Annotated in this window: 25 protein-coding genes; 10 read left to right on the forward strand and 15 right to left on the reverse strand. The window is 64.5% G+C overall.

The window, feature by feature from the left end:
- Positions 1-29: 29 nt before the first annotated feature.
- Entirely contained in the window at positions 30-461 is a 432-nt protein-coding gene (gene aroQ / locus UB31_RS11445) for a type II 3-dehydroquinate dehydratase (protein ID WP_045005653.1), read from the reverse strand.
- 301 nt (positions 462-762) lie between these two features.
- Between aroQ and hemA the strand changes: the two genes are divergently transcribed.
- Positions 763-1992, forward strand: a complete 1230-nt coding sequence (gene hemA / locus UB31_RS11450) for a 5-aminolevulinate synthase (RefSeq protein ID WP_045005655.1) — start codon at positions 763-765, stop codon at positions 1990-1992.
- Positions 1993-2271: 279 nt separating this feature from the next.
- On the forward strand, positions 2272-5781 hold the full coding sequence (locus UB31_RS11455) for a PAS domain-containing hybrid sensor histidine kinase/response regulator (protein WP_045010983.1): 3510 nt from the start codon (positions 2272-2274) through the stop codon (positions 5779-5781).
- Positions 5782-5958: 177 nt separating this feature from the next.
- Here UB31_RS11455 and UB31_RS11460 read toward each other — a convergent pair whose 3' ends face one another.
- Positions 5959-6630 carry a response regulator gene (locus UB31_RS11460; protein WP_045010984.1) on the reverse strand — a complete coding sequence of 224 codons (672 nt, stop codon included), beginning with the start codon at positions 6628-6630 and terminating at the stop codon, positions 5959-5961.
- A 303-nt stretch (positions 6631-6933) separates the two neighbouring features.
- On the opposite strand from UB31_RS11460, the gene UB31_RS11465 reads away from it, so the two are divergent.
- Positions 6934-8619, forward strand: a complete 1686-nt coding sequence (locus UB31_RS11465; RefSeq protein WP_156175297.1) for an MFS transporter — start codon at positions 6934-6936, stop codon at positions 8617-8619.
- Between the two features lie 64 nt (positions 8620-8683).
- Here UB31_RS11465 and UB31_RS11470 read toward each other — a convergent pair whose 3' ends face one another.
- Together UB31_RS11470 and UB31_RS11475 are read right to left on the reverse strand one after the other, a co-directional pair.
- The gene (locus UB31_RS11470; RefSeq protein WP_045010965.1) at positions 8684-9157 is read right to left on the reverse strand and encodes a secondary thiamine-phosphate synthase enzyme YjbQ; all 474 of its coding nucleotides are present in this window, start codon (positions 9155-9157) and stop codon (positions 8684-8686) included.
- A 134-nt stretch (positions 9158-9291) separates the two neighbouring features.
- Positions 9292-9813, reverse strand: a complete 522-nt coding sequence (locus UB31_RS11475; protein ID WP_045010985.1) for a hypothetical protein — start codon at positions 9811-9813, stop codon at positions 9292-9294.
- Between the two features lie 59 nt (positions 9814-9872).
- On the opposite strand from UB31_RS11475, the gene UB31_RS42140 reads away from it, so the two are divergent.
- From UB31_RS42140 to UB31_RS11505, 6 genes are all read left to right on the forward strand, one after another.
- Positions 9873-10145: a hypothetical protein gene (locus UB31_RS42140; protein WP_045010966.1), complete on the forward strand. Its 273-nt coding sequence runs from the start codon at positions 9873-9875 to the stop codon at positions 10143-10145.
- 51 nt (positions 10146-10196) lie between these two features.
- Complete coding sequence (locus tag UB31_RS11485) at positions 10197-10571, forward strand: AtpZ/AtpI family protein (protein WP_045005659.1); 375 nt, start codon at positions 10197-10199, stop codon at positions 10569-10571.
- Positions 10572-10681: 110 nt separating this feature from the next.
- Positions 10682-11431, forward strand: a complete 750-nt coding sequence (locus tag UB31_RS11490; RefSeq protein WP_045005660.1) for a F0F1 ATP synthase subunit A — start codon at positions 10682-10684, stop codon at positions 11429-11431.
- Positions 11432-11484: 53 nt separating this feature from the next.
- Positions 11485-11715: a F0F1 ATP synthase subunit C gene (locus UB31_RS11495; protein WP_007599451.1), complete on the forward strand. Its 231-nt coding sequence runs from the start codon at positions 11485-11487 to the stop codon at positions 11713-11715.
- Positions 11716-11777: 62 nt separating this feature from the next.
- Complete coding sequence (locus UB31_RS11500; protein ID WP_045010967.1) at positions 11778-12341, forward strand: F0F1 ATP synthase subunit B; 564 nt, start codon at positions 11778-11780, stop codon at positions 12339-12341.
- A gap of 5 nt (positions 12342-12346) precedes the next feature.
- Entirely contained in the window at positions 12347-12832 is a 486-nt protein-coding gene (locus UB31_RS11505; protein WP_045005662.1) for a F0F1 ATP synthase subunit B family protein, read from the forward strand.
- A gap of 205 nt (positions 12833-13037) precedes the next feature.
- Here UB31_RS11505 and UB31_RS11510 read toward each other — a convergent pair whose 3' ends face one another.
- The 5 genes from UB31_RS11510 to UB31_RS11530 form a co-directional block, all read right to left on the reverse strand.
- Positions 13038-13685, reverse strand: coding sequence for a hypothetical protein (locus UB31_RS11510; protein ID WP_045005664.1), 648 nt, complete (start codon positions 13683-13685; stop codon positions 13038-13040).
- Positions 13686-13818: 133 nt separating this feature from the next.
- On the reverse strand, positions 13819-14406 hold the full coding sequence (locus UB31_RS11515) for a GNAT family N-acetyltransferase (RefSeq protein ID WP_045010968.1): 588 nt from the start codon (positions 14404-14406) through the stop codon (positions 13819-13821).
- A 38-nt stretch (positions 14407-14444) separates the two neighbouring features.
- On the reverse strand, positions 14445-15734 hold the full coding sequence (locus tag UB31_RS11520) for a M16 family metallopeptidase (protein ID WP_045005668.1): 1290 nt from the start codon (positions 15732-15734) through the stop codon (positions 14445-14447).
- Complete coding sequence (gene thrC, locus UB31_RS11525; RefSeq protein ID WP_045010969.1) at positions 15731-17149, reverse strand: threonine synthase; 1419 nt, start codon at positions 17147-17149, stop codon at positions 15731-15733. Before thrC ends, UB31_RS11520 begins: the two co-directional genes overlap by 4 nt.
- A gap of 536 nt (positions 17150-17685) precedes the next feature.
- Positions 17686-18330, reverse strand: a complete 645-nt coding sequence (locus UB31_RS11530) for a response regulator transcription factor (RefSeq protein WP_045005672.1) — start codon at positions 18328-18330, stop codon at positions 17686-17688.
- Between the two features lie 87 nt (positions 18331-18417).
- On the opposite strand from UB31_RS11530, the gene UB31_RS11535 reads away from it, so the two are divergent.
- Positions 18418-19758, forward strand: a complete 1341-nt coding sequence (locus UB31_RS11535) for an ATP-binding protein (RefSeq protein ID WP_045010970.1) — start codon at positions 18418-18420, stop codon at positions 19756-19758.
- A gap of 99 nt (positions 19759-19857) precedes the next feature.
- Here UB31_RS11535 and UB31_RS11540 read toward each other — a convergent pair whose 3' ends face one another.
- The 6 genes from UB31_RS11540 to UB31_RS11565 all read right to left on the reverse strand — a co-directional run bounded on the left by UB31_RS11540 (position 19858) and on the right by UB31_RS11565 (position 23341).
- Positions 19858-20226 (reverse strand): nuclear transport factor 2 family protein, encoded by a 369-nt coding sequence (locus UB31_RS11540; RefSeq protein WP_045005675.1) that lies wholly within the window; start codon positions 20224-20226, stop codon positions 19858-19860.
- A gap of 107 nt (positions 20227-20333) precedes the next feature.
- A complete protein-coding gene (locus UB31_RS11545; protein WP_045010971.1) occupies positions 20334-21098 on the reverse strand; it encodes an SURF1 family protein in 765 nt (254 codons plus the stop codon).
- The gene (locus UB31_RS11550) at positions 21095-21496 is read right to left on the reverse strand and encodes a DUF983 domain-containing protein (RefSeq protein WP_045010972.1); all 402 of its coding nucleotides are present in this window, start codon (positions 21494-21496) and stop codon (positions 21095-21097) included. The genes UB31_RS11545 and UB31_RS11550 overlap by 4 nt, the downstream gene beginning before the upstream one ends.
- Positions 21497-21592: 96 nt before the next feature.
- Positions 21593-22450: a cytochrome c oxidase subunit 3 gene (locus tag UB31_RS11555; protein WP_045010973.1), complete on the reverse strand. Its 858-nt coding sequence runs from the start codon at positions 22448-22450 to the stop codon at positions 21593-21595.
- Positions 22451-22526: 76 nt separating this feature from the next.
- Positions 22527-23171 carry a cytochrome c oxidase assembly protein gene (locus UB31_RS11560; RefSeq protein WP_045005680.1) on the reverse strand — a complete coding sequence of 215 codons (645 nt, stop codon included), beginning with the start codon at positions 23169-23171 and terminating at the stop codon, positions 22527-22529.
- A 5-nt stretch (positions 23172-23176) separates the two neighbouring features.
- Positions 23177-23341 (reverse strand): cytochrome c oxidase system small membrane protein, encoded by a 165-nt coding sequence (locus tag UB31_RS11565; RefSeq protein ID WP_045005682.1) that lies wholly within the window; start codon positions 23339-23341, stop codon positions 23177-23179.

Genomic DNA, 23341 nt, shown 5'->3' on the forward strand with positions numbered 1-23341 from the left:
CCCCGCTTGCGGGGAGAGGGAGCAGACCTTCACTTCATCTGCGCAATCGCGTGCATGGCCGCGATGTAGCCATACGGCCCCAGCCCGCAGATCACGCCCGTCGCCACGAACGAGATCTTCGAGTGCCGGTGATATTCGTCGCGGGCATGGATGTTGGAGATGTGGACCTCCAGCACCGGGCCCTCGAACGCCTTGATGGCGTCCATGATCGAGACCGAGGTGAAGGAGAAGCCGGCCGGATTGATGATGATGGCATCGGCATCTTGCCGCGCCGCCTGGATCAGGTCGATGAGAACGCCCTCATGGTTGGACTGGTGGCAGGCGACCTCGAGCCCGAGCTTGACGGCCGCCTCCTCGCAGCTCGCATTGACCTCTGCCAACGTCGTCATGCCATAGATGTGCGGCTCACGCACGCCGAGCAGGTTCAAATTGGGACCGTTGAGGATCATCACGCGTTTCATGGAAGGTCCTTTCAATATTTAACCGCAGAGCACGGCGGGGACTCGCGCCCGCTGCTACCGCACAGCAACATGAGCGATCCCCCGCAAGAAAGGCAAAGGCCGATCAGGCCGGTGTACGGACACCGCTCCGCAGAAGCACAAACCACTGTGAACGCGTCAATCCGGTTCAAGCCATGTCGGGGCCCGATAGGGCATTTTGCCCAAATGCCGCGCCTGCCCAAATGTGGGATAGCGCATAGACATTAGAGCTGGAAAAGCTCTAAAAAGTGCGACCCCTTGGTTCCGTTGCAGGTTTTTGCCGATGGATTACAGCCAGTTCTTCAATTCCGCCCTCGACCGTCTCCACACCGAGCGGCGCTACCGCGTGTTCGCCGACCTCGAGCGCATCGCCGGCCGGTTCCCGCATGCGCTCTGGCACTCGCCCAAGGGCAAGCGCGACGTCGTGATCTGGTGCTCGAACGATTATCTCGGCATGGGCCAGCACCCGAAGGTGGTCGGCGCCATGGTCGAGACCGCGACCCGGGTCGGCACCGGCGCGGGCGGCACGCGCAACATCGCCGGCACGCACCATCCGCTGGTGCAGCTTGAGGCCGAGCTCGCCGATCTCCACGGCAAGGAAGCCTCGCTGCTGTTCACCTCGGGCTATGTCTCGAACCAGACCGGTATCGCGACCATCGCAAAACTCATTCCGAACTGCCTGATCCTGTCGGACGAGCTCAACCACAATTCGATGATCGAAGGCATCCGCCAATCCGGCTGCGAGCGGGTCGTGTTCCGCCACAACGACCTCGCCGACCTCGAAGACCTCTTGAAGGCCGCAGGCCCTGCCCGGCCGAAGCTGATCGCCTGCGAGAGCCTCTACTCGATGGACGGCGACATCGCCCCGCTCGCCAAGATCTGCGATCTCGCCGAGAAGTATGGCGCGATGACTTATGTCGACGAAGTCCATGCGGTCGGCATGTACGGCCCGCGCGGCGGCGGCATTGCCGAGCGTGACGGCGTGATGCATCGCATCGACATTCTGGAAGGTACGTTGGCAAAAGCGTTCGGCTGCCTCGGCGGCTACATTGCCGCCAACGGCCAGATCATCGACGCCGTGCGCTCCTACGCGCCGGGCTTCATCTTCACCACCGCGCTGCCGCCGGCAATCTGCTCGGCTGCGACCGCCGCGATCAAGCATCTGAAGACCTCGAACTGGGAGCGCGAGCGCCACCAGGACCGCGCCGCCCGCGTCAAGGCGATCCTCAATGCCGCCGGCCTGCCGGTGATGTCGAGCGACACCCACATCGTGCCGCTGTTCATCGGCGATGCCGAGAAGTGCAAGCAGGCCTCCGACCTGCTGCTCGAAAATCACGGCATCTACATCCAGCCGATCAACTATCCGACGGTCGCCAAGGGCACCGAGCGCCTGCGCATCACGCCGTCGCCCTATCACGATGACGGCCTGATCGATCAGCTCGCCGAAGCCCTGCTGCAAGTCTGGGACCGCTTGGGTCTGCCGTTGCGCGAAAAGTCGCTGGCGGCGGAGTAATCGTCGTCCTGGCGAAAGCCAGGACCCATTACCCCGACTGTGAATTGTTGCAGATCGCTGGAGCCACCCGCGTGCCCATACGCCTGTCCTGTGGTTATGGGTCCTGGCCTTCGCCAGGACGACATTCGGGTTAGCAGCTTAACGACAATGCCAATTCCTGCATCCACAAGGCATTTCGCTATCGCTTGCGCCCGGCCAACGCGCTAGATTTACTTAGAAATTTGCTTGGAAAATGAGATCTGGCGCGGGGCTGCCGCGTCCAGGGAGAGCGCGCTCACCATGCTGCACGATTGGGGCGTGATTGCCGCCGCATTCGGCTATATCGGCTTCCTGTTTCTGGTGGCGAGCCACGGCGACCGCCGCTCGCCGGCCGGGCGCGGTCGCGCGTCCGGGCTGATCTATCCGCTGTCGCTGGCGATCTACTGCACCTCCTGGACCTTCTTCGGCTCGGTCGGCTTCGCCACCCGCACCTCGACCGACTTCCTCGCGATCTATGTCGGCCCGATCCTGATGATCGGGCTCGGCGCCGGCGTGCTGCGCCGCGTGATCCAGCTTGCGAAGGCCCACAACATCACCTCGATCGCCGACTTCATCGGCGCGCGTTACGGCAAGAGCCAGGCGGTGGCGGCGACCGTGGCGCTGATCGCGATCATCGGCTCGGTGCCCTATATCGCGCTCCAGCTCAAGGCGGTCGCCTCCTCGCTCGAAGTTATCCTGAGCGAGGACCAGGCGTTCTCCCACATCCCGATCCTCGGCGACATGGCGCTGATGGTGACGCTGGCGATGGCGGCCTTCGCCGTGCTGTTCGGTACGCGGCACACGGACGCCACCGAGCACCAGCACGGCCTGATGCTGGCGGTGGCGACCGAATCCATTATCAAGCTGGTCGCCTTCCTCACCGCCGGCATCTTCGTCACCTTCTGGATGTTCTCGCCGCACGAGCTGATCGAGCGCGCCATGAAGACGCCGGAGGCGGTGCGCGCCATCAACTATTCGCCGTCAATCGGCAACTTCCTGACCATGACGCTGCTGTCGCTCTGTGCGATCATGCTGCTGCCGCGCCAGTTCCACGTCAGCGTGGTCGAAAACTCCTCGGATGCCGAGGTCGGCCGCGCGCGCTGGCTGTTTCCGCTCTACCTCGTCGTCATCAATCTGTTCGTGATCCCGATCGCGCTCGCCGGCCTCGTCAGCTTCCCATTCGGCGCCGCCGATCCCGACATGTACGTGCTGGCGCTGCCGATGGAGGGCGGCGCGGATCTGCTTAGCGTCGCCGTCTTCGTCGGTGGCCTGTCGGCAGCGACCGCGATGGTGATCGTCGAATGCGTCGCACTCTCCATCATGGTCTCGAACGACCTCGTGGTGCCGCTGGTGCTGCAACGGCGGCCGGAGGGCCGCACCGGCGGCGCGGATTTCGGCGACTTCCTGCTGCGGTCGCGGCGGCTCGCGATCTTCGCCATCATGGTGATGGCCTATTTCTACTATCGCGCGCTCGGCAACACCCAGCTCGCGGCGATCGGCCTGCTCTCCTTCGCCGCCATCGCGCAGCTCGCACCGAGCTTCTTCGGCGGATTGTTGTGGCGCCGGGCCACCGCGCGCGGCGCGATCGGCAGCATGCTGGTCGGTTTCGCGGTGTGGCTCTACACGCTGTTCATTCCGAGCTTCATGGATTCCTCGACGGCCGGCATCCTGCTGCTCCAGCACGGACCGTTCGGGATCGAGGCGCTGCGGCCGCAGGCGCTGTTCGGCGCCGATTTGCCGCCGCTGATGCATGGCGTGGTCTGGTCGCTCTCGCTCAACATCCTCACCTATGTGCTGCTGTCGCTGGCGCGGCGGCCCTCTTCCATCGAGCTCGTGCAGGCCGATCTGTTCGTTCCCAACACGCTCGCCCCGATCGCTCCGAACTTCCGCCGCTGGCGCACCACCATCACGGTGCAGGACATCCAGACCACGGTCGCGCAATATCTCGGCCCCGATCGCGCCCGGCATTCCTTCGAGGCGTTCTCGGCGCGGCGCAATATGCGGCTGGAGCTCGCCGCACCCGCCGATTTCGAGCTGTTGCAGCACGCCGAGCATCTGATCGCCTCCTCGATCGGGGCGGCGTCCTCGCGCCTCGTGATGTCGCTCCTGCTGCGCAAACGAACGGTCTCGGCGAAAGCCGCACTAAAACTGCTCGACGATTCCCATGCGGCGCTGCATTTCAACCGCGAGATCCTTCAGACCGCGCTCAACCATGTGCGCCAGGGCATTGCGGTGTTCGACGCCGATTTGCAACTGATCTGCTCCAACCGGCAGTTCGGCGAACTCCTCAACGTGCCGCCGCACTTCATCCAGTTCGGCACGCCGTTGCGCGAAATCCTGGAATTCATGGGCGTGAGCAATCCCGACGATCCGATCGAGCGCGAAGCCATGCTGGAGCGGCGGCTTGCCGCCTACACCACCGACGGCGAGCCCTATCTGGAGCGTCTGCTGGAACGCCACATGGTGATCGAGATCCTGACCAACCGCATGCCCGGCGGCGGCTTCGTCATCACCTTCACCGACGTCACGCCCACGTTCGAAGCGGCCGAAGCGCTGGAGCGCGCCAATGCGACGCTCGAAAAGCGCGTGCGTGACCGCACCGAGGAGCTGACCCGGCTGAACTCGGAGCTGGCGCAGGCGAAGAGCTCGGCTGAAGACGCCAGCATCTCCAAGACGCGCTTCCTCGCGGCCGCCAGCCACGACATTCTCCAGCCGCTCAACGCGGCACGGCTCTACGTCACGAGCCTGGTCGAGCGCCAGCACAGCGGCGAGGAGACGCGGCTGGTCGAGAACATCGACGAATCGCTCCAGGCGATCGAAGAGATCCTCGGCGCGCTGCTCGATATCTCGCGGCTGGATGCCGGCGCGATGGCGACCTCGATCTCGAGCTTCAAGATGGCCGATTTGATGCGCTCGCTGGAGATCGAGTTCGCGCCGATCGCGCGCGCCAAGAACCTCGAGCTCGCCTTCGTGCCCAGCTCGCTGCCGGTCGAGTCGGATCGCCTGCTGCTGCGACGCCTGCTCCAGAACTTGATCTCCAATGCGATCAAATACACCCCGCGCGGGCGCGTGCTGGTCGGTTGCCGCCGCCAAGGCCCCTCGCTCAAGATCTGCGTCTACGACACCGGCGTCGGCATACCGCTGGCCAAGCGCGGCGAGATCTTCAAGGAATTTCACCGCCTCGAGCAGGGCGCGCGGATCGCGCGCGGGCTGGGGCTGGGACTCTCGATCGTCGAACGGTTGGCGCGCGTGCTCAACCACGGCATCGCCATCGACGCCAATAGGAGCCGCGGCTCGTCGTTCTCCGTGACCGTCCCGACGGCGAAGGCCGTGACGCTGACCGCGGCGGTGACCAGCGCGACCCCGTTGGCGCGCATGTCGATCTCCGGCGCGCTGATCGTCTGCATCGAGAACGACGCCGCGATCCTCGACGGCATGCGAACGCTCTTGAAGGCCTGGGATGCCGAGGTGATCGCGGTCACCGATCCCGAGGGCGCAATCGCCGCGATCGAGGCCGCCGGCAAACGCGTCACCGGCCTGCTCGTCGACTATCACCTCGACCGCGGCAACGGCATCGCCGCCATCCGCGACATCCGCCGCCGCTTCGGCGACTCTATCCCCGCGATCCTGATCACCGCCGACCGCAGCCCCGCCGTGCAGATGGCTGCGCGCGAGGAAAAGATCGCGGTGCTGAACAAGCCGGTGAAGCCAGCTTCGCTGCGCGCTTTGCTCGGGCAATGGCGGACGCAGCAGATGGTGGCGGCGGAGTGAGGCTTGAACGAAATCCGCAATTCGGCCTTGCATGACCCGTCATCCTGAGGCGCGAGCCATTCGGTGCGACGCACCGGATGGCGAGCCTCGAAGGATGAACGGCCGAGGAGACAGCAGGGCCGTTCATCCTTCGAGGCCTCCGCTACGCTCCGGCGCCTCAGGATGACGGATTAAGGATCACCCCGTCGGCGTGCCCGACTTCCACTGACCGCCGGAGATCCTGGCCGCGGCGATCACCGCCTGGGTCCGGCTCTCGACGCCGAGCTTTTGCAGGATCGCGGAGACATGCGCCTTGATGGTCGCCTCGGAGACGCCGAGCTCATAGGCGATCTGCTTGTTCAGCAATCCCTCGGACAGCATCATCAACACCCGCACCTGCTGCGGCGTCAGCGTCACCAGGCGGTCGCGCAGCCGCGTCATGTCGGGGTCGGCGGCGGCTGACAGGTCGGTGTCCGCGGGAACCCAGACCTCACCGTCCATGATCTTGAGAATGGCGTCGCGCAGCGTCTCAACGCCGAACCGCTTCGGGATGAAGCCGGAGGCGCCGAAATCGAGCGAACGGCGGATCGTGGCGCTGTCGTCGGAGGCCGAGACGATCACCACCGGGATCGCCGGATATTGCGCGCGCAAATAGATCAGGCCGGAAAAGCCGGAGATGCCGGGCATCGAGAGGTCGAGCAGAATCAGGTCGACGTCGGAGGTCTGCTCCAGCAGTTTCGTCAGATCCTCGAACGACCCGGCCTCGTCGATCTTCGCCGTGCTCAGGACGCTAGCCACCGCCTGCCGCAGCGCATCGCGGAACAGCGGATGGTCATCGGCGATGACGAGATGGGTGGAGGGAGCGCTCATCGATCTCTTGCTGTCGTTCGCAACCGGGCCAGTAGTCCGGACCGGCGCAATGGTCAATTCTTCCCCGACCGGCCGTGGCATGCAAGGGCACATTATTCCTTTACGGGAAAGGGGTTAATCCGCAAGTCATGTGCAACGGCGCCGCACTACCGGTCCGCACCGTCAGTTGCGTGTCAGTGCGCAAGGCCGAAAGTCGTATTGGGACCGGTTTCACGCCGATGTTACCTTGGGGGTAGGACCCAGGTTGATCCGGCATGGCCGGACAGCCGGGACGCGAGGAAACGAAATTCGGGGAGTCTAACTATGACAATGGCAGCGGCCGCCGGCGGCGTCGGGGCGCGGGGAATGACCGGCGAAGAGAAGAAGGTCATCTTCGCATCTTCACTCGGTACCGTGTTCGAATGGTACGATTTCTATCTGTACGGCTGGACCGCAGCGCAGATCGGCAAGGCGTTCTACTCGGCGTTCGACGCCAACACGCAATTCATCTTCGCACTCCTGACCTTTTCGGCGGGCTTCCTGGTTCGCCCTCTCGGCGCGCTGGTGTTCGGCCGCGTCGGTGACCTGGTCGGCCGCAAATATACCTTCCTCGTCACGATCACCATCATGGGCATGTCGACCTTCCTGGTCGGCCTGACGCCCGGCTACCAGACGCTCGGCTGGCTGGCTCCGACGATCCTGATCGGTTTGCGTCTGCTGCAGGGCCTCGCGCTCGGTGGAGAGTATGGCGGCGCCGCGACATACGTGGCCGAGCATGCGCCACAGGGCCGTCGTGGATTTTACACGGCCTGGATTCAGACCACCGCCACGATCGGTCTGTTCATGTCGTTGCTCGTCGTCTACATCGTCCGTAACAGCATGAGTGCCGATGCATTCAGCGACTCGGGGCTTTCGGGTGGCTGGCGCATCCCCTATCTGCTCTCGATCCTGCTGCTCGGCATCTCGATCTGGATCCGCATGCAGCTGTCCGAATCGCCGCTGTTCCAGAAGATGAAGGACGAAGGCAAGGGCTCCAAGGCGCCACTGTCGGAAGCCTTCGGCAATTGGCAGAATGGAAAGGTCGCGCTGATCGCCCTGTTCGGCCTCACCGCGGGCCAAGCGGTGATCTGGTACGGTGGGCAGTTCTACGCCCGCGTCTTCCTCGTCAATACGCTCAAGGTCCCGGCGAACTCGGCTGACATCGCGCTCATTATCGCGCTGGCGATTGCGACCGCGGGCTTCCTGTTCTTCGGCTGGCTTTCGGACAAGATCGGCCGCAAGCCGATCATCCTGGCGGGCTGTTTGCTCGGCGCATTGACCTATCATTTCGCCTTCAGCCTGCTGACGTCCGCCGCCAACCCGGCGCTCGAGAAGGCGCTGGCCAATGCACCGGTGTCCGTCGTCGCCGATCCGAAGGACTGCAACGTGCTGTTCGACCCGGTCGGCGGCCGGGTATTCACCAGTTCCTGCGACGTCGCCCGCAACGCGCTGATCGCGTCGTCGGTGAACTTCAAGCTGGAGCCGGGCGCGCCCGGCAGCCTTGCCAAGGTCGTGGTCGGCAACAAGTCGTTCGACTCGGTGAACGGCGCTGGCGCTGATCCCAAGGCGTTCGCCACCGCCCGCACGGCGTTCACGACCGCGGTGACCGCTGCGGTCGGCGAAGCAGGCTACCCGATCAAGGGCGCCGATCCGGCCGCGATCAACATGCCGATGCTGATCGTCGTCCTGACCTACCTCGCGATCCTCGTGACCATGGTGTACGGCCCGATCGCTGCGGCTCTCGTCGAGCTGTTCCCGACGCGGATCCGCTACACCTCCATGTCGCTGCCCTATCATATCGGCAACGGCTGGTTCGGAGGTTTGCTGCCGCCGATTGCGGTCGCGCTGGTCGCAGCAACAGGCAATATCTACGCAGGTCTCTGGTACCCGATTGCGATCGCGTCGATGACCTTCATCGTCGGCCTGATCTTCGTCCCCGAGACCAAGGACGTCGACATCACCAAGACCTGATCGCGTCGCAACGCGTCTCGTCAGCCGGCCGCGGAGCGATCCGCGGCCGGTTTTCTTTTGGGCCTTATTGATTGTTGCCGATGAATTGCAGAACGACTTCGCGCCGATGCGGACGCGCGCGGTGCTCGATGAGGTAGATCGCCTGCCAGGTGCCGAGCGCGAGTACGCCGTCGAGCACCGGCACGTGCAGCGAGGTCTGCGTCAGCATCGTCTTGACGTGCGCCGGCATGTCGTCCGGCCCTTCGGTATCATGAGTCCAGGGCGCATTCTCGGGCGCCAGGCGCGATAGGGCCGTCGTGAGATCAACGAGCACGGAAGGATCGGCATTCTCCTGGATCGTCAGCGAGGCCGAGGTGTGGCGGATGAACAGCGTCAGCGCGCCGTCACGTCCGTGAACATCCCTGATGAATTTTGCGACTTCCGCGGTGAGATCGGTGAAGCCGCGGCCCGGAGTCTGCACGGTGAGCAGTGACGATGAGATGATGGTGGCTTGCACCGTCGATGGTGCTGAACGTGTCAGCGATCTGGCTGATGTCATCAAATCTCTCTCAATTCCAGAGGCCGCCGTAGGGTGGGCAAAGCGAAGCGTGCCCACCGAATTCACGCAAAGAGGTCGAGTTGGTGGGCACGGCGCTTGGCGCCTTTGCCCACCCTACGGCGTCCCGCCGCGCGCTAAATCCTCCCCGAAACGTCCTTCTGCACGCGGTTGGCCATGTCGATCAGCCGCCGCCAGGCCTTTTCGAGGAACGACATCGCGCGGTCGAGGTCCTGGTCGCTGGGCAGCGGGATCTCGATCCTGCGGTCGCCCTCGGCGACCTTCGGCTCCGCCTTCTTCAGCGAATCCGATTTCGGCAGCGCCTCGTCGACTTTGCCCGACACGGTCGGCCCGGCCGCAAGCTGTCCCTTCAGCTTCTCGACCTCGGCCTGGAGCCGGCCGATCTCGGCATCGAGCGCGGAACGTTCGTCGGGCACGGCGTAGCAAGCCCAGCCGGCGCCGTTCCTGGTGCAGGTCGAGACCGTGCCGGTGCGGGTGTCGAGCCGCAGCACGCCTTCCGGGATCGGCGTCATGGTGTAGCGGCCGTTTTCGCTGTCGGGCGCCGATTGCGCGGCCACCAGGCCGCCGCTGGTGGCCATCACCGCGGCAATCGCCGCCGTCGCAAGCCATGATGTTGTGGATGATGTCGCTGGTCTCATCGCGCTCTCCGCCACGATGCGCAGGTGGCACATCACCAAATTCTACACCTCGGCGGGCGATGACGCATCGCTTGGCCTGCCGAATCCGCCACCAAAAACGCATCTGCGAAATCAACGATCGCAGCACGCCCTTTGATCCCGGCAGCGCGGCGAAATGTCGGCTATATCGGCGGATCGCGCGGAGAGCTGCTGCGGTGCGGCGTCACGCTGTGTGCAGCGTTGGCGTGCAAGGCAATATCACCAATCAAATCAACTACATAATCGAACACGACGCGATCGTGACTTGGCTTGACTTGATTATGAGCGATCAGTATGGTCCGCGCGGCTTTTGAGGGTGGCGGGCGTAACTTCCATTCAACCGCAGCGTTTCGGGTCTTCGTGGCATGGCTCAAGACACGGGACGCGGCGAGAATGGAGATCGCGATAGATCGCCCGAGGAAGCTGCGCTTTCCGAACGGCTCGGAAATCTTGATCAGCGGTTGTCCGAATTTCGCGGCCGCCACATCAAGACCGAGCAACCCGCAGGTGACGGTGAAGACAAAGCGGCCAGAGCCTCGGCGATGGCGCTTGGTTTCCGGTTATCCTCCGAGTTGGTCGCCGGGGTCGTTGTCGGGGCGGGGATTGGCTGGGGTTTCGACCGCTTGCTGTCGACGTCGCCTTTCGGATTTATCGTGTTCCTGCTGCTGGGCTTCGTGGCCGGCGTGGTGAATGTGGTGAGAACGGCGGGCGCGGGTCAAAACAGGCGCGGTGGTTCTTAAGCGATCCGCACAGGAGAGGAATGATCGCATCGGCTTCGCCGGTGCGGGCCGGCCCGGCCGGCAGACCGAGACCAGCCGGCTAGCCCGGCAGACCAAGAGATGCCGCGCCGATGAAAATCGATCCGATCCACCAGTTCAACATCGAGCCTCTCTTCACGATCGGCCATATCGGCAATCAAACGATCGCCTTCACCAATTCATCGCTCTACATGCTGGTGGCGGTGGCGATCATCTCGATCCTGATGCTCGCCAGCGGCACGCAGCTGGTTCCCGGGCGCTTCCAGTCGGTCGCCGAGATTTCCTACGAGTTCGTCGCCTCGACCATCCGTTCGACCGCCGGCGCGGAAGGCATGAAGTTCTTCCCGCTCATCTTCTCGCTGTTCATGTTCATCTGCGTCTCGAATCTCGTCGGCATCATCCCCTATACCTTCACGATCTCGAGCCACCTGATCGTGACTGCAGCCCTGGCGCTGCTGGTCTTCTTCACCGTCCTGATCTACGGCGTTGCCAAGAACGGCCTGAAATTCTTCTCGATCTTCGTGCCCCACGGTGTCCCCGGCTACATCCTGCCGCTGGTGATGTTCATCGAGATCCTGTCGTTCTTCCTGCGGCCGGTCTCCCACAGCGTCCGTCTGTTCGCCAACATGCTGGCCGGCCACATCGCGCTGAAGGTGTTCGCGGGCTTCGTTGCCATGCTGGGCTTCTCGCTCGGCGCGCTGGGCTGGTTCGGCGGCGTGCTGCCGCTGGCGCTCACGGTCGCGCTGTACGCTCTCGAGATTCTGGTCGCGTTCCTGCAGGCCTACGTGTTCGCGATCCTGACCTGCATCTACCTCAACGACGCCATTCATCCGGGACACTGAGCGGTCCGGGGAATTTCCACCCAAAACCCAATCTTTCTTCCAAGGAGTCTAAAATGGATCCGGCAGCAGCAAAACTTATCGGCGCGGGCATCGCGTGCATCGGCATGGGCGGTGCGGGCGTCGGCGTGGGCGTGATCTTCGGCAACTACCTCGCCGCGGCCGTTCGCAACCCGTCGGCCGCTCAGGGCCAGTTCGGCAACCTGATCTTCGGCTTCGCCGTGACCGAAGCGCTCGGCATTTTCTCGCTGCTGATCGCGCTGCTGCTGCTGTTCGTTCCGCTCTGAGAACGACGTTCTTCGCGCCGCTTCGACCGAAGCGGCGCGCATGACAGCAACAGGAGTACTCCATGGCTGAGAGTCATGGCGGGGCGAAAAGTCCGGCGGCGCGCGCCCACACCGAGGCCGAAGGCGGTCACGGTGGCGGTTTTCCGCCGTTCGAGAGCAGCACCTATGCTTCACAGCTGGTGTGGCTCGCGATCTTCTTCGTCGCGCTCTACGTGATCGTGTCCAAGCTCGCCCTGCCACGCGTCGGCGGTGCGATCGAGGCGCGTCAGAACAAGATCGAGGGTGACCTCGCCGAAGCGCAGAAGCTGAGGGACCAGTCCGACGCAGCGCTGAAGGCCTATGAAGGCGAGCTCGCTTCGGCGCGCTCGCGGGCGCAGGCCATCGGCAACGAGTCCCGCGACAAGGCGAATGCGCAGACGGAAGCCGAGCGCAAGATTCTGGAAGAGCAGCTGGCGGCCAAGCTCGCCGAGGCGGAGAAGACCATCGCCTCGACCCGCACGACTGCCATGAGCAACGTCCGCGGCATCGCAGCCGATGCGGCAGGCTCGATCGTGCAACAGCTTACGGGCGTCGTTCCGGATGCAGCGTCGGTCAATGCCGCCGTTGATGCGTCCTTGAAGGGTTAATCGATATGTTCTTCGATCCTGAAACCTGGGTCGCTATCGCTTTCGTGATCCTGATGGTCTTGTTCGGCTATCTCGGGGTCTTCAAGAAGGCGATGACTGCGCTCGACCATCGCGCCGACCGCATCAAGGCCGAGCTCGACGACGCGACGCGCCTCAAGCAGGAAGCCGCCAAGGTGCTCGCCGACTACAAGGCCCGCACCGCTTCGGCCGAGCGCGAGGCTGCCGACATCATCGCCAACGCCAGGAGCGAAGCCGAGCGCATCGCGACTGAGGCCAAGGCGAAGATGGAAGACTTCGTCGCCCGCCGCACCAAGACCGCGGAGGGCAAGATCGCGCTCGCCGAGGCCCAGGCGCTTGCCGACGTTCGCGCCGCAGCCGCGGAAGCCGCCGTCCAGGCCGCCTCCACGATCCTGTCGCAGTCGGTCAAAGGCCAGGTCGCCGACGATTTGCTCGCCAAAGGGATCACCGAGGTTCGGCAGAAGCTGAACTGAGGGCGAACGTCTCACCAATCAAAAAGCCGGCGCGATGAGCGCCGGCTTTTTTGTTTGTCCGGTGGGGCATCCGCGAATGAGCTGTCATCGCCCGACTTGATCGGGCGATCCAGTACTCCGAGACGGTTGTGATGGATCGATAGGCCGCGGCGTACTGGGATGCCCCGGTCAAGCCGGGGCATGACGGCAGAGAGTGTGGCTTGCCTTACTTCTTCTTCCCCCGCGCCTTCGGCTCGGGCGCCAGCGCCTGCGGGTCGAAGCCGACATAGAAGACGTAGGAATCGGCGGTCGCAGCCGACGGCACCGGATAGGACAGGTCTTCGGCGACGAAGGTGAAGGGCACGCTGCCGCCCTCCGACATCTCGACCGTGGTCCGGTAGGCCTTCGAGGCGATCACCTTCTCGCCGACGCCGCCCTGCACCACGGCGACGCGCAAGGGGACCTCGACCGTGGCAGGCGCGCCGGCGGGGCCTGCGATGACGCGGCCCTGGATGCCGACGCGCACCGTGATATCGGCTCCATTGCGCGTGCATTCGCGCGCCATCTTGGTGATGGTGGCCTGGAATCGCACATCATTGCCGACGGCCGGCTTGCCCGTCGCCCCGACCCCGTAGGTGGACGCTCCAGCGCGTACCGTGACCTGAGGACAATCGACGTCGTCATCGGCCGCCGGCTGGCCCGGCGCGGGCGCCGGCTTGGTCGGCTCGTCCGACTTGCCGCCGAACAGGCCCTTGAAGCGGTCGGTCAGCGACTGTGCCGCGACCGGCGAGACGGCTGCCAGTGAGACCGACAGCGCCAGCGCGATCACCGGACCTCGCCGCAGCGCATTCCGCAATGACCGAAGCTCTTTCATGAACGCCTGTACTCCATGACACCATTCCGGCACGTCACCGGCTCGATGCGCGTTATATCGTCAAAATCGGCGATCCCAAGGCAGTAAAACCGAGGCAGGAAAAGACAGACTTTGACCGCGGGGGAGGCCCGGCTCAGCCGCGGAAATCCTCATGCAGCAGGCCGAACAGCAAATGGTCCTGCCAGATCCCGTTGATGCAGAGATAGCGGCGCGCCAGGCCCTCGCGAGAAAAGCCGCACTTTTCCAGCACCCGGATCGAAGGCGCATTGGTGGGGATGCAGGCGGCCTCGACCCGGTGCAGATTGAGCTCGCCGAACAGCGTCGGCAGCAGCACCCGCAGCGCCGCCGTCATGTAGCCGCGATGGGCGTGGGACTGCCCGACCCAGTAACCGATGGTCCCCGCTTGCACGATGCCGCGACGGACATTGGCAAGCGTGATGCCGCCGACCATGGCGCCGTCGAGCTCGCGGAAGATCAGAAAGGGGTAGGAGCGGTCCGCGGCGATATCCTCGGAATAGCGGCGCAGGCGACGGCGGAAGCCGGACCGGGTGAGATCGTCCGACGGCCAGATCGGCTCCCAGGGCGTGAGATAGTCGCGGCTGGTCTCGCGCAGATGCGCCCATTGCAGAAAGTCGGACATCTGCGGCGCGCGCAGCAAGAGCCCGTTGCCGCGCGGGGCGAGGGCGGCAGGTCCACTGGATGGCAGGCGAAAGAGGGCCATGGTGATGCTTCCCGGGGCGGGGCTCCCGTGCGCGGCTCCTAATGCAGCCGCGCCTTGGCACGCGCCTTGGTCAATCCTTCCGCAAAAGACACCGCCGTGTCCAGACCCCTGCCACTGCCCAATGCAACCACCGCAGGGCGGCTACGCGAAAGCAGTGCACGCGCTGCATCGCGGGTCGATTCGACGCTGACGGCGTCGATCCGGGCCACCAGCTCCTGCACCGTCTGTGGCCGCCCATAGGCCAGGACATGCCGGGCAAGCTGCTCGGCGCGCGACGAGCAGCTCTCCAGCGCCATCAAGAGGCCCGCCTTCATCTGCGCCTTGGCGCGGGCGATCTCGGCCTCGGTCAGCGTCTCGACCGAATCATTCATGACGTCGATGACGACCTCCATCATCTCCGGCGCGTCGGCGGGATCGGTGCCGGTATAGAGGCCGAAGAAGCCGGTGTCGGTGTAGGGCGCGTGGAACGAATAGATCGAGTAGCAGAGGCCGCGCTTCTCGCGCACCTCCTGGAACAGCCGCGACGACATCCCGCCGCCGAGGATGTTGGTGAAGACTTGCAGCGAGAACAGCGACAGATCGTTCTGCGGCACGCCTTCCAGCGCCAGCGTCAGATGCGCCTGCTCGAGCTCGCGATGCACCACCTTGGTGCCACCCTTGCCGAACATGGCAGCCTGGGGCTTCGGCCCCGGCGTCCCCTCGAAACTTGCAAAGCGCTTTTCGACCTCGGCGACGACTTGCTTGTGATCGACGGCGCCGGCAGCCGCCACCACCATGTCGGGCCCGCGATAATGCGTCGAGAGATAGCCGCGCAGCATGTCGCGGTTGAAGCCTTTCAGCGTCTTGGCGGTGCCGAGCAGCGAGCGGCCCATCGGCTGGTCGGGATAGCAGAGCTCGTTGAGATGCTCGAACACGACGTCGTCGGGTGTGTCCTGCGCAGCACCGATCTCCTGCACGATGACGTTCTTCTCGCGCTCGAGCTCTTCAGGCTCGAAGGCGGGATTGGCCAGGATGTCGGCGAGCACGTCGAGCGCCAGCGGCACGTCCGCCTTCATCACTCGCGCGTAATAGGACGTCGTCTCGGTCGAGGTGCCGGCATTGAGGTCGCCGCCAACGGCCTCGATCTCCTCGACGATCTCCCGCGAGGAGCGCCCTGTCGTGCCCTTGAAGGCCATGTGTTCCAGGAGATGCGAGATGCCGTGCTCGTTCGGCTTCTCGTCGCGACCGCCAACGCCGGCCCAGACGCCGAGCGCGGCGGTCTCGAGGTGGGGCATGTTGTCGGTGACGACGGTCAGGCCGGAGGTAAGCTTGGAGATCTCGACGCTCATCCGGCAACTCCCTGTTTCGCGGCGCGGCTGACCGACAGCACGAACCGCTCGACCTCGGCCTGATCGTTCTTCACCACCTTCATGTGTTCGGATTTGGTCATGAGACCGTCGAGCCATGCCGGCAGTAGCGGCCGCTGGCCGCAGGCGGCCTCCACGGCGTCCGGGAATTTGGCCGGATGGGCGGTGGAGAGCACAATGCTGGGCACGGTCGTATCGGTGGTGTCACGGTCGGCGACCGCGAGCGCGACGGCCGTGTGGGGATCGACGAGCTCGCCCGACTCGCGCCAGGCGGCGCGGATCGCGGCCGCGGTCTCGGTCTCGTCGGCGCGGCCGGCATCGAACTCTCCGCGGATCGCAGCCAGCGTCGCGTCGGGCAGCACGAAGCGCCCGGACTGCTTGAGCGAGTCCATCAGCCGACGCACGCCGGCCGCATCGCGCTTGCCTGCTTCGAACAGCAGCCGCTCGAAATTCGAGGAGATCTGGATGTCCATCGACGGCGACGCGGTCGCGTGCACCTCGCGCACCTCGTAGATCCCGGTCTTGAGCGTGCGCGCGAGGATATCGTTGACGTTGGCGGCGATGCGAAGTGTCCGTATGGGAAGACCCATGCGCTTGGCGACATAGCCCGCAAAGATGTCGCCGAAATTGCCGGTCGGCACGATGAAATCCACCGCGCGCGCGGGCGCGCCGACGGCGACCGCCGACGTGAAGTAGTAGACCACCTGTGCGACGATGCGCGCCCAGTTGATGGAATTAACACCGGACAGCGACGTCGCATCGCGGAAGCGATGATTGTTGAACATCCCCTTCACGTGCGCCTGGCAGTCGTCGAAATTGCCTTCGATGGCGAGCGCGTGGACATTGGCTGCGCCCGTCGTCGTCATCATGCGCTGCTGCACCTCGGAGATGCGGCCGTGTGGGAACAGCACGATGAGGTCGACATTCTCCAGCCCCGCGAACGCATCAACAGCGGCGCCGCCGGTGTCGCCGGAGGTCGCGACCACGATGGTGGTGCGCTGGCCGCGCTTGGCAAGCACATGATCCATCAGCCGCGAGATCAGCTGCATCGCGACGTCCTTGAAGGCGAGCGTCGGCCCGTGAAACAGCTCCAGCACGAATTGATGCGGCGACATCTGGCGCAGCGGCACCACTGCCGGATGGCGGAAGGTCGCATAAGCCTCGTTCGCCATGCGGCCGAGCTCGGCGTCGGAAATCTCGCCCCCGACAAAGGGACGGATCACGTCGACCGCGACCTCCCAATAGGGGCGGCCGAAGAAGCCCGCGATCGTCTCAGCCGAAAGCTGCGGCCAGGTGGCCGGCACATAGAGGCCGCCGTCGCGGGCAAGCCCGGTCAGCATCACGTCGCAGAAGCCAAGCTCGGGGGCTTCGCCCCGGGTCGAAATGTAACGAGTCAAACTGCCCTCCAAAGGCCGGCCCAGCCTGAATCCGGGGCCTTAAGCCTTTGATTTCACGATGTTCCTAGTTTCTAGCCAGAGGCTTCCCGGCACCATAGAGTGTTTTGCGGCATCGGGAAACCGCTTCCCCGCCAACGAAAAAGGGCTGCGGCGATGCCGCAGCCCCTCTTGGAAGGTCTGTCGTTGATGTGTGCAGACCCGGTTTTCGTCGTCGGGGTTGCCGCCCCCAGAAATGGTTCGTTCGAGCTATCGTCGCCTGTCATGGGATCGTCAAGGACAAAAACGGCGCGCGCCGCCGAATGTTCCTGTTTTTCCCGATACACGTCGGCTGTGCTGACCATCCGACAGCCCCGCGCCCGACCACCTTGCCGCTTTTTCCCGATTGATCGCACAGGACGAGGAACGAACACCTCGTCGGCCCATTGTGTCGGCGGATGGTGTCAGCCGTCGTCCACGCATTGCCCGGACGCCCGGCCATGCCGATCCGTCGGCCGAACCGGCTGCATCCTGGAGCAGCCGGTTCGGCCCCTGACGGGTCAGTTCATCCCGATTTCCACCGCGATCCGGATCAGGTCGGAATGGTTCTTGGCGCCCAGCTTCTGCTTGAGCAGGGACGTGGTGTTGGCGACCGTCTTGTAGGAGATGCCGAGCGCCTCGGCGACCTCAACGATCTTGTTGCCACGCCCGAGCAGGCGGAGAATCTCGAGCTCCCGCGGCGTCATCTGCGAGGCCGGATTGGCCTTGATCGCGGCGCCCGAGAACGTCACGGCCTCCGCGAGCTGCGGCGAGATGAAATTGTCGCCTGCGACCACCTTGCGCACCGCCTTGAGCAGGATCCGGGGATCGTCGCCCTTGGAGACATAGCCCTGCGCACCCAACTCGACCGCGCGCACCACGAAAGCCGGATCGTCATTCATGCTGAACATGATGATCTTGGCGTCCGGGTCGTCCTTGCGGATCCGGCGCATCAGCTCGAAACCGGAGACATCGGGCAGGCTGATGTCGATGACGGTGACGTCGGGGCGCTTGCTGATATAGGCCCGGTGCCCGGATTTGGCGTCGCTTGCCTCGTCGATGCGGATCGAATGATCGGACGCAAACAGGGTACGACAACCTGAAAGCACCACGGGATGGTCGTCGACGATCAGGACCCTGGTCGCCGGCTTGGCAGTATCTTGCATCGCGCGCTCACTTGTTCTCTGGACTCATAGACCGGCGGGAACAAATGGAAAGAGAGAATCCCGCAGATGCGCGTTAGAATTGACCTAATGTGGCAACGACTCCCGTTCAGAACGCAACTGCTTCTTCCGCTGGGCGTCAGCTTCGCCGCCGCGCTGATCATGGGCGGCGTGCTGCTCCAGACCTTCGCGACCGGCCAGTTGGCCGACGAGAGCGAGCCGGGGCAGCGCTCGACCAGGATGGTCGCGGCCGCCCTCAACAACACCCTGCGGGCCTCCAACAATCCGCGGCAGACACTCGAGGCCTTTGTCCACTCCATGGACGCTGCCTCGGATATCCAATTCCGTTCTTTGGAGGCGGCTCCCGCCTCTCCCGCGGATGACGCCCTGCGCAACCCGCATGGCGTGCCACGATGGTTTGTCGACCTCCTCACCATCCCGGACGTGAATGCCGCATCACCGGTGATGATCAACGACAAGCGCGTCGGCGACATCGTGTTCCGGCCCGACCTGTCGGCCGACCTGTTCGAGAAATGGGTCGGCTTCCTGGCGTTGACCGGCCTCGTCGCCGTGCTGACGGGGTTCACCGGAATCATCGCCTATGTCTTCGCGGGATCGGCGCTGCGTCCCCTGCAAAATCTCGGCGAAGGGCTGACGCGGATGCGCCGCGGGGACTATGCAAAGCCGATCCCGGTCGGCGGACCGCCGGAGATCCGGCAGAGCTGCGAGGAGGCCAATGCGCTCGCCGCAACGCTCGCGCAATTGAGCCAGGACAATCGCGAGCTGTTGCACCGGCTGGTGTCGCTCCAGGACGACGAACGGCGTGATCTCGCCCGCGAGATGCACGACGAGCTCGGTCCCCTGTTGTTCGGCATCCGCGCCGGCACGGTCGCATTGATCGAGGCCATGCCGCCGTCGGGACATCTCGGCAGTTCGGCACAAGACGTGCTGCGATCGGTCGAGGCACTCCAGCAGACCAACCGCCGCATCCTCGACCGGCTGCGGCCGCTCTACATCGAGGAATTGGGGCTCGAGACCAGCGTGCAGACGCTGGTCCGGAATTTTCGCAGGCAGGCGCCGCATATCGGCCTGACCGCGACGATCGATCCTGATCTCAACGGGATCGAGGGGCCGCTGGCCCAGACCGTCTACCGCGTGATCCAGGAAGCGCTGACCAACGTGTTGCGCCACGCGAGAGCGAGCAACGCCCATGTGGAGGCAGCCATTGCCGGCGATACGCTCGCGGTCGAAGTCTCCGATGACGGCGGCGGCTTTCCCGCCGACAATGTCTTCGGCCGCGGTCTGACCGGCATGCACGAACGCGTGCGCGCGCTCAGCGGATCGCTGTCACTCCTGCGCGTGGACGAACGAACCTATGTGCGCTGCCGTTTGCCGGTCGGGGAGATCCGCGGCGCACCTGTATCCGGCTAGAGCTTTTTCCGTTCCGATAGAATCGGAACGGAAGCTCTAGATTTTTGTTTTGACGCGTTTTCTTCACGCGAACCGGTATCCACTTCGCTGGAAAACGCTCTAGCACGCACCGCAATCGTGCGAGCCCTGCCGCGCGGGCACGCAAAGCGTGCTGTGGATCTTGCCTTCCGGGCTGAAGCGAAACGAGGCGTGGATGCGCAATGCGCCCGCAACGGAATATTCGAGATCGATGCCGTGCGGCACCGGATTGATCTCTTCGAGACCGAAGCCCGCTGACGAGAAGGCGCTGAGCCTCGGCCCCCAATAGGTCTCGAGCTCACGCCGGCCGCGATAGAGGAAATGCGTGCCGTTGCACGTGCATTCGAGCTCGGCGTCATCGGCATAGAGGTCGAGCAGCGTCGCGAGGTCGCCTTTCCGGCAAGCATCCACCCAATCGACGACAAGTCCCATCTGATCAAAATCGCGCACGCCGAAAATCCTGTCTGCCGCGAAAAATCTGGAGGCGGCTTAGGATCACACTCGTGAATATGCGCTGAATAATAAAGCCCGGGCGATTCCGGGTTCCGTCCGGGAACCTACGGGCTCGCTTCGCTCTGCCGCCGTCCCCTCACCCAGACCGCGAAGGCGATCAACAGGGCGCCTGCAAGCGTGAACCAGGTGATGGCGTATTGCAGATGGTCGTCCTTCAGATGCACGTCGAGCGAACCCGGACGCGGGATACCGTTCTCGGGCGCCGGCTGCTCCAGATCGATGTAGAACGGCGCGACCGCGCCCCAGCCGAGCGCGCTTGCGATCGCCTGATGATCGCGCACGAACCAGAGACGCTTGTCGTGGTTCTCGGCCGGCGTGAGCCAGCCCGGTGCTTCCGGGAAGCGCAGATAGCCGGTGAGCGCGAGGGGCGCCCCGGTGACGAGCTTCTTCACCGCGCGATCTTCGACGCCGCGATCCTGCATCGTGTTCTCGACGAAGCCCGCATCGATCACGACGATCTCCCCGCCCGGCAGCCGCGCCGGCAGGAAGGCCCAGGTGCCGGGGCCGGAGGCATCCTTGCGCACGGCCGAGCCGGGCGAATAAACCATCGCATCCGGCGAGGCCGCGTAGGTCGCGGTGAAATTGACGCGGCGGAACTCGTCGCGTGCGGCGTTCAGGCCGGCCCATTGCGCCGGCGGCGGCAGCGCGATCGGCGCCTCCGCGAGGCGCTCGGTGAGCGCGGCGATCAACTCGTGCTTGGCGGTGCGGCGCTGCAATTGCCAGACGCCAAGCGCGACGAAGGCCGCCGTCAGGAACAGCGTGAACAGCGCGAAGCCGGCCACGCGAGGCTTGCGCGCGGTCTCGTTCATTTCGCGCGGTCGACCAACCGGCCCGGCGCCGCCTTGTGGTGGAATTGCAACGAGATCAACAGCGACTTCATGGCGCGCAGCGGCAGCAGCGTGGTGGCGAGGATCAGCGGCAGCCACAGCACCGCATGCAGCCAGTACGGCGGCTGGTACTTGACCTCGACGACGAGCGCACAGCCGACCACGATCGCACCGGCCAGCATGATGATGAAGATCGCGGGGCCATCGCCGGTATCGATGAAGGCATAGTCGAGGCCGCAGCGGTCGCAGGCCGGCGCGAGCGTCAGGAAGCCCGCGTAGAGCTTACCCTTGCCACAACGCGGGCATTTGCAGGCAAGCCCGCGCAGCGCGCTTTGCAGGACGGTGGTCTCAGACTCGGAGGGGCCGGGCGTTTCGTTCATGACGCGTAAGTCTATCACAGTTTCCGCCGAAGCCTCGGCCGCTGGAAAGCAAAAGGGCGGCCCTGCGGCCGCCCTTTCCGATTGATCTATCGCGGCTCAGTGCGCGCCGTGGGCCATGGTCTCGGCGCCGTGTCCCCAGACATAGATGCAGAGGAACAGGAACAGCCAGACCACGTCGACGAAGTGCCAGTACCAGGCGGCGAACTCGAAGCCGAGGTGCTGCGTCGGCGTGAAGTGACCGGCATAGGTGCGCGCCAGGCACACGATCAGGAAGATCGTGCCGACCAGCACGTGGAAGCCGTGGAAGCCGGTCGCCATGAAGAAGGTACCGCCGTAGACATTGCCGGCGAACGAGAACGCCGCATGGCTGTACTCGAAGGCCTGCACGCAGGTGAAGGTCGCCCCCAACAGGATGGTGAGGATCAGGCCGTACTTCAGACCCTGGCGATCGTTCTCCAGCAGCGCATGGTGCGCCCAGGTAACCGTGGTGCCGGAGGTGAGCAGGATCAGCGTGTTCAGGAGCGGCAGGTGCCAGGGATCGAAAGTCTCGATGCCATGCGGCGGCCAGACGCCGCCGAACAGCGCTTCGCGGGTGGCGTGAACGGGATCACCGGGGAACAGCGCCGCGTTGAAATAGGCCCAGAACCAGGCGACGAAGAACATCACCTCGGAGGCGATGAACAGGATCATGCCGTAGCGATGGCTGATCTGTACGACCCGGGTGTGGTCGCCCTTGTACTGGGCTTCCTTGATCACGTCGCCCCACCAGCTCGCCATGGTGTAGAGCACGCCGATGGTGCCGACACCGAAGATGATCGGCGCGGCCGAGATCATGTGGTGCATCCAGGTGATCGCGCCGACCGCCATGATGAAGGCCGAGACGGAGCCGACCGCCGGCCATGGAGAGGGATCGACCAGGTGATAGTCGTGATGCTTGCCTTGCGCGGTGGCCATTTCGGTCTCTCTCCTCAATCCCGTGCCTGTTCGGCACTTATCCCCTTTTCCGACCCCTGCAGCGTGAACCCGGCGGTCAGAGATTTCCCTTGCGTTTGTCGTCCTCGCTGGCTGCGAGCGGCTTCACCACCGGATCGCGCACCGGATAGAACGTGTAGGACAGCGTGATGGTGCCGAGCCCGTCATTGTCGTGGTCGTTGACGATCGACGGATCGACGTAGAACACGACGGGCATCTCCCGCTTCTCGCCGGGCGCCATGGTCTGCTCGGTGAAGCAGAAGCAGTTGATCTTCTGGAAATAGGAGCCGACCGTCAGCGGCGCGACATTGTAGGCGGCCTGGCCTGAGGTGGTGCGCGCGGCCTGATTGGTGACGGTGTAATAGATGGTGGTGACCTGGCCGATATTGACCTCGACTTCGGTCTGCTCCGGCTCGAACTTCCAGGGCAGGCCGGGCGCGACGTTGGCATCGAAGCGCACCGCAATTTTTCGCGCGATCGGGCCGGTCGCGGGTGCAGAGGTCGCGACCTGGGTCGTGCCGTTGAAGCCGGTGGCGCGGCAGAACCAATTGTAGAACGGCACCGCCGCGTAGGACGCACCGACCATCAACGCGACCAAGCCGCCGCAGAGCGAGGCGACCAGCGCGTCACGGCCCAAACCACGGCGCACCGCTACCGCTGCCTTGGGGGTCACGTCCTGCGATATAGTGGGCTCTCGATCCATCTCTCTCACATTGGGCGAACTAGCACCGCTGGTCCCTTGACCATGGTGACGGCGAAGAACAGTACGACGAGCACGCCGAGCGCGAGCGCGATCGCAATCGAGCGCTGACGACGGCTCTTCTTTTGCGCCTCGGTGAGGACGATTCCATCTGGCTCGGTTTTGTCAGCCAT

Origin of the sequence: Bradyrhizobium sp. LTSP849, assembly GCF_000938255.1 — a bacterium.
Lineage (GTDB): Bacteria > Pseudomonadota > Alphaproteobacteria > Rhizobiales > Xanthobacteraceae > Bradyrhizobium.

Coding starts and splice junctions, on each gene's coding strand:
- UB31_RS42140 (WP_045010966.1), top strand. CDS start 9,873: ATGACGCATCGCTTGGCCTGCCGAATCCGCCACCAAAAACGCATCTGC.
- UB31_RS11515 (WP_045010968.1), bottom strand. CDS start 14,406: ATGGCCCTCTTTCGCCTGCCATCCAGTGGACCTGCCGCCCTCGCCCCG.
- UB31_RS11510 (WP_045005664.1), bottom strand. CDS start 13,685: ATGAAAGAGCTTCGGTCATTGCGGAATGCGCTGCGGCGAGGTCCGGTG.
- UB31_RS11555 (WP_045010973.1), bottom strand. CDS start 22,450: ATGGCCACCGCGCAAGGCAAGCATCACGACTATCACCTGGTCGATCCC.
- UB31_RS11495 (WP_007599451.1), top strand. CDS start 11,485: ATGGATCCGGCAGCAGCAAAACTTATCGGCGCGGGCATCGCGTGCATC.
- UB31_RS11535 (WP_045010970.1), top strand. CDS start 18,418: ATGTGGCAACGACTCCCGTTCAGAACGCAACTGCTTCTTCCGCTGGGC.
- UB31_RS11545 (WP_045010971.1), bottom strand. CDS start 21,098: ATGAACGAGACCGCGCGCAAGCCTCGCGTGGCCGGCTTCGCGCTGTTC.
- UB31_RS11465 (WP_156175297.1), top strand. CDS start 6,934: ATGACAATGGCAGCGGCCGCCGGCGGCGTCGGGGCGCGGGGAATGACC.
- UB31_RS11565 (WP_045005682.1), bottom strand. CDS start 23,341: ATGGCTGACAAAACCGAGCCAGATGGAATCGTCCTCACCGAGGCGCAA.
- UB31_RS11505 (WP_045005662.1), top strand. CDS start 12,347: ATGTTCTTCGATCCTGAAACCTGGGTCGCTATCGCTTTCGTGATCCTG.
- UB31_RS11500 (WP_045010967.1), top strand. CDS start 11,778: ATGGCTGAGAGTCATGGCGGGGCGAAAAGTCCGGCGGCGCGCGCCCAC.
- UB31_RS11460 (WP_045010984.1), bottom strand. CDS start 6,630: ATGAGCGCTCCCTCCACCCATCTCGTCATCGCCGATGACCATCCGCTG.
- UB31_RS11490 (WP_045005660.1), top strand. CDS start 10,682: ATGAAAATCGATCCGATCCACCAGTTCAACATCGAGCCTCTCTTCACG.
- UB31_RS11520 (WP_045005668.1), bottom strand. CDS start 15,734: ATGAGCGTCGAGATCTCCAAGCTTACCTCCGGCCTGACCGTCGTCACC.
- UB31_RS11470 (WP_045010965.1), bottom strand. CDS start 9,157: ATGACATCAGCCAGATCGCTGACACGTTCAGCACCATCGACGGTGCAA.
- UB31_RS11475 (WP_045010985.1), bottom strand. CDS start 9,813: ATGAGACCAGCGACATCATCCACAACATCATGGCTTGCGACGGCGGCG.
- UB31_RS11560 (WP_045005680.1), bottom strand. CDS start 23,171: ATGGATCGAGAGCCCACTATATCGCAGGACGTGACCCCCAAGGCAGCG.
- UB31_RS11550 (WP_045010972.1), bottom strand. CDS start 21,496: ATGAACGAAACGCCCGGCCCCTCCGAGTCTGAGACCACCGTCCTGCAA.
- UB31_RS11455 (WP_045010983.1), top strand. CDS start 2,272: ATGCTGCACGATTGGGGCGTGATTGCCGCCGCATTCGGCTATATCGGC.
- aroQ (WP_045005653.1), bottom strand. CDS start 461: ATGAAACGCGTGATGATCCTCAACGGTCCCAATTTGAACCTGCTCGGC.
- UB31_RS11530 (WP_045005672.1), bottom strand. CDS start 18,330: ATGCAAGATACTGCCAAGCCGGCGACCAGGGTCCTGATCGTCGACGAC.
- UB31_RS11485 (WP_045005659.1), top strand. CDS start 10,197: ATGGCTCAAGACACGGGACGCGGCGAGAATGGAGATCGCGATAGATCG.
- hemA (WP_045005655.1), top strand. CDS start 763: ATGGATTACAGCCAGTTCTTCAATTCCGCCCTCGACCGTCTCCACACC.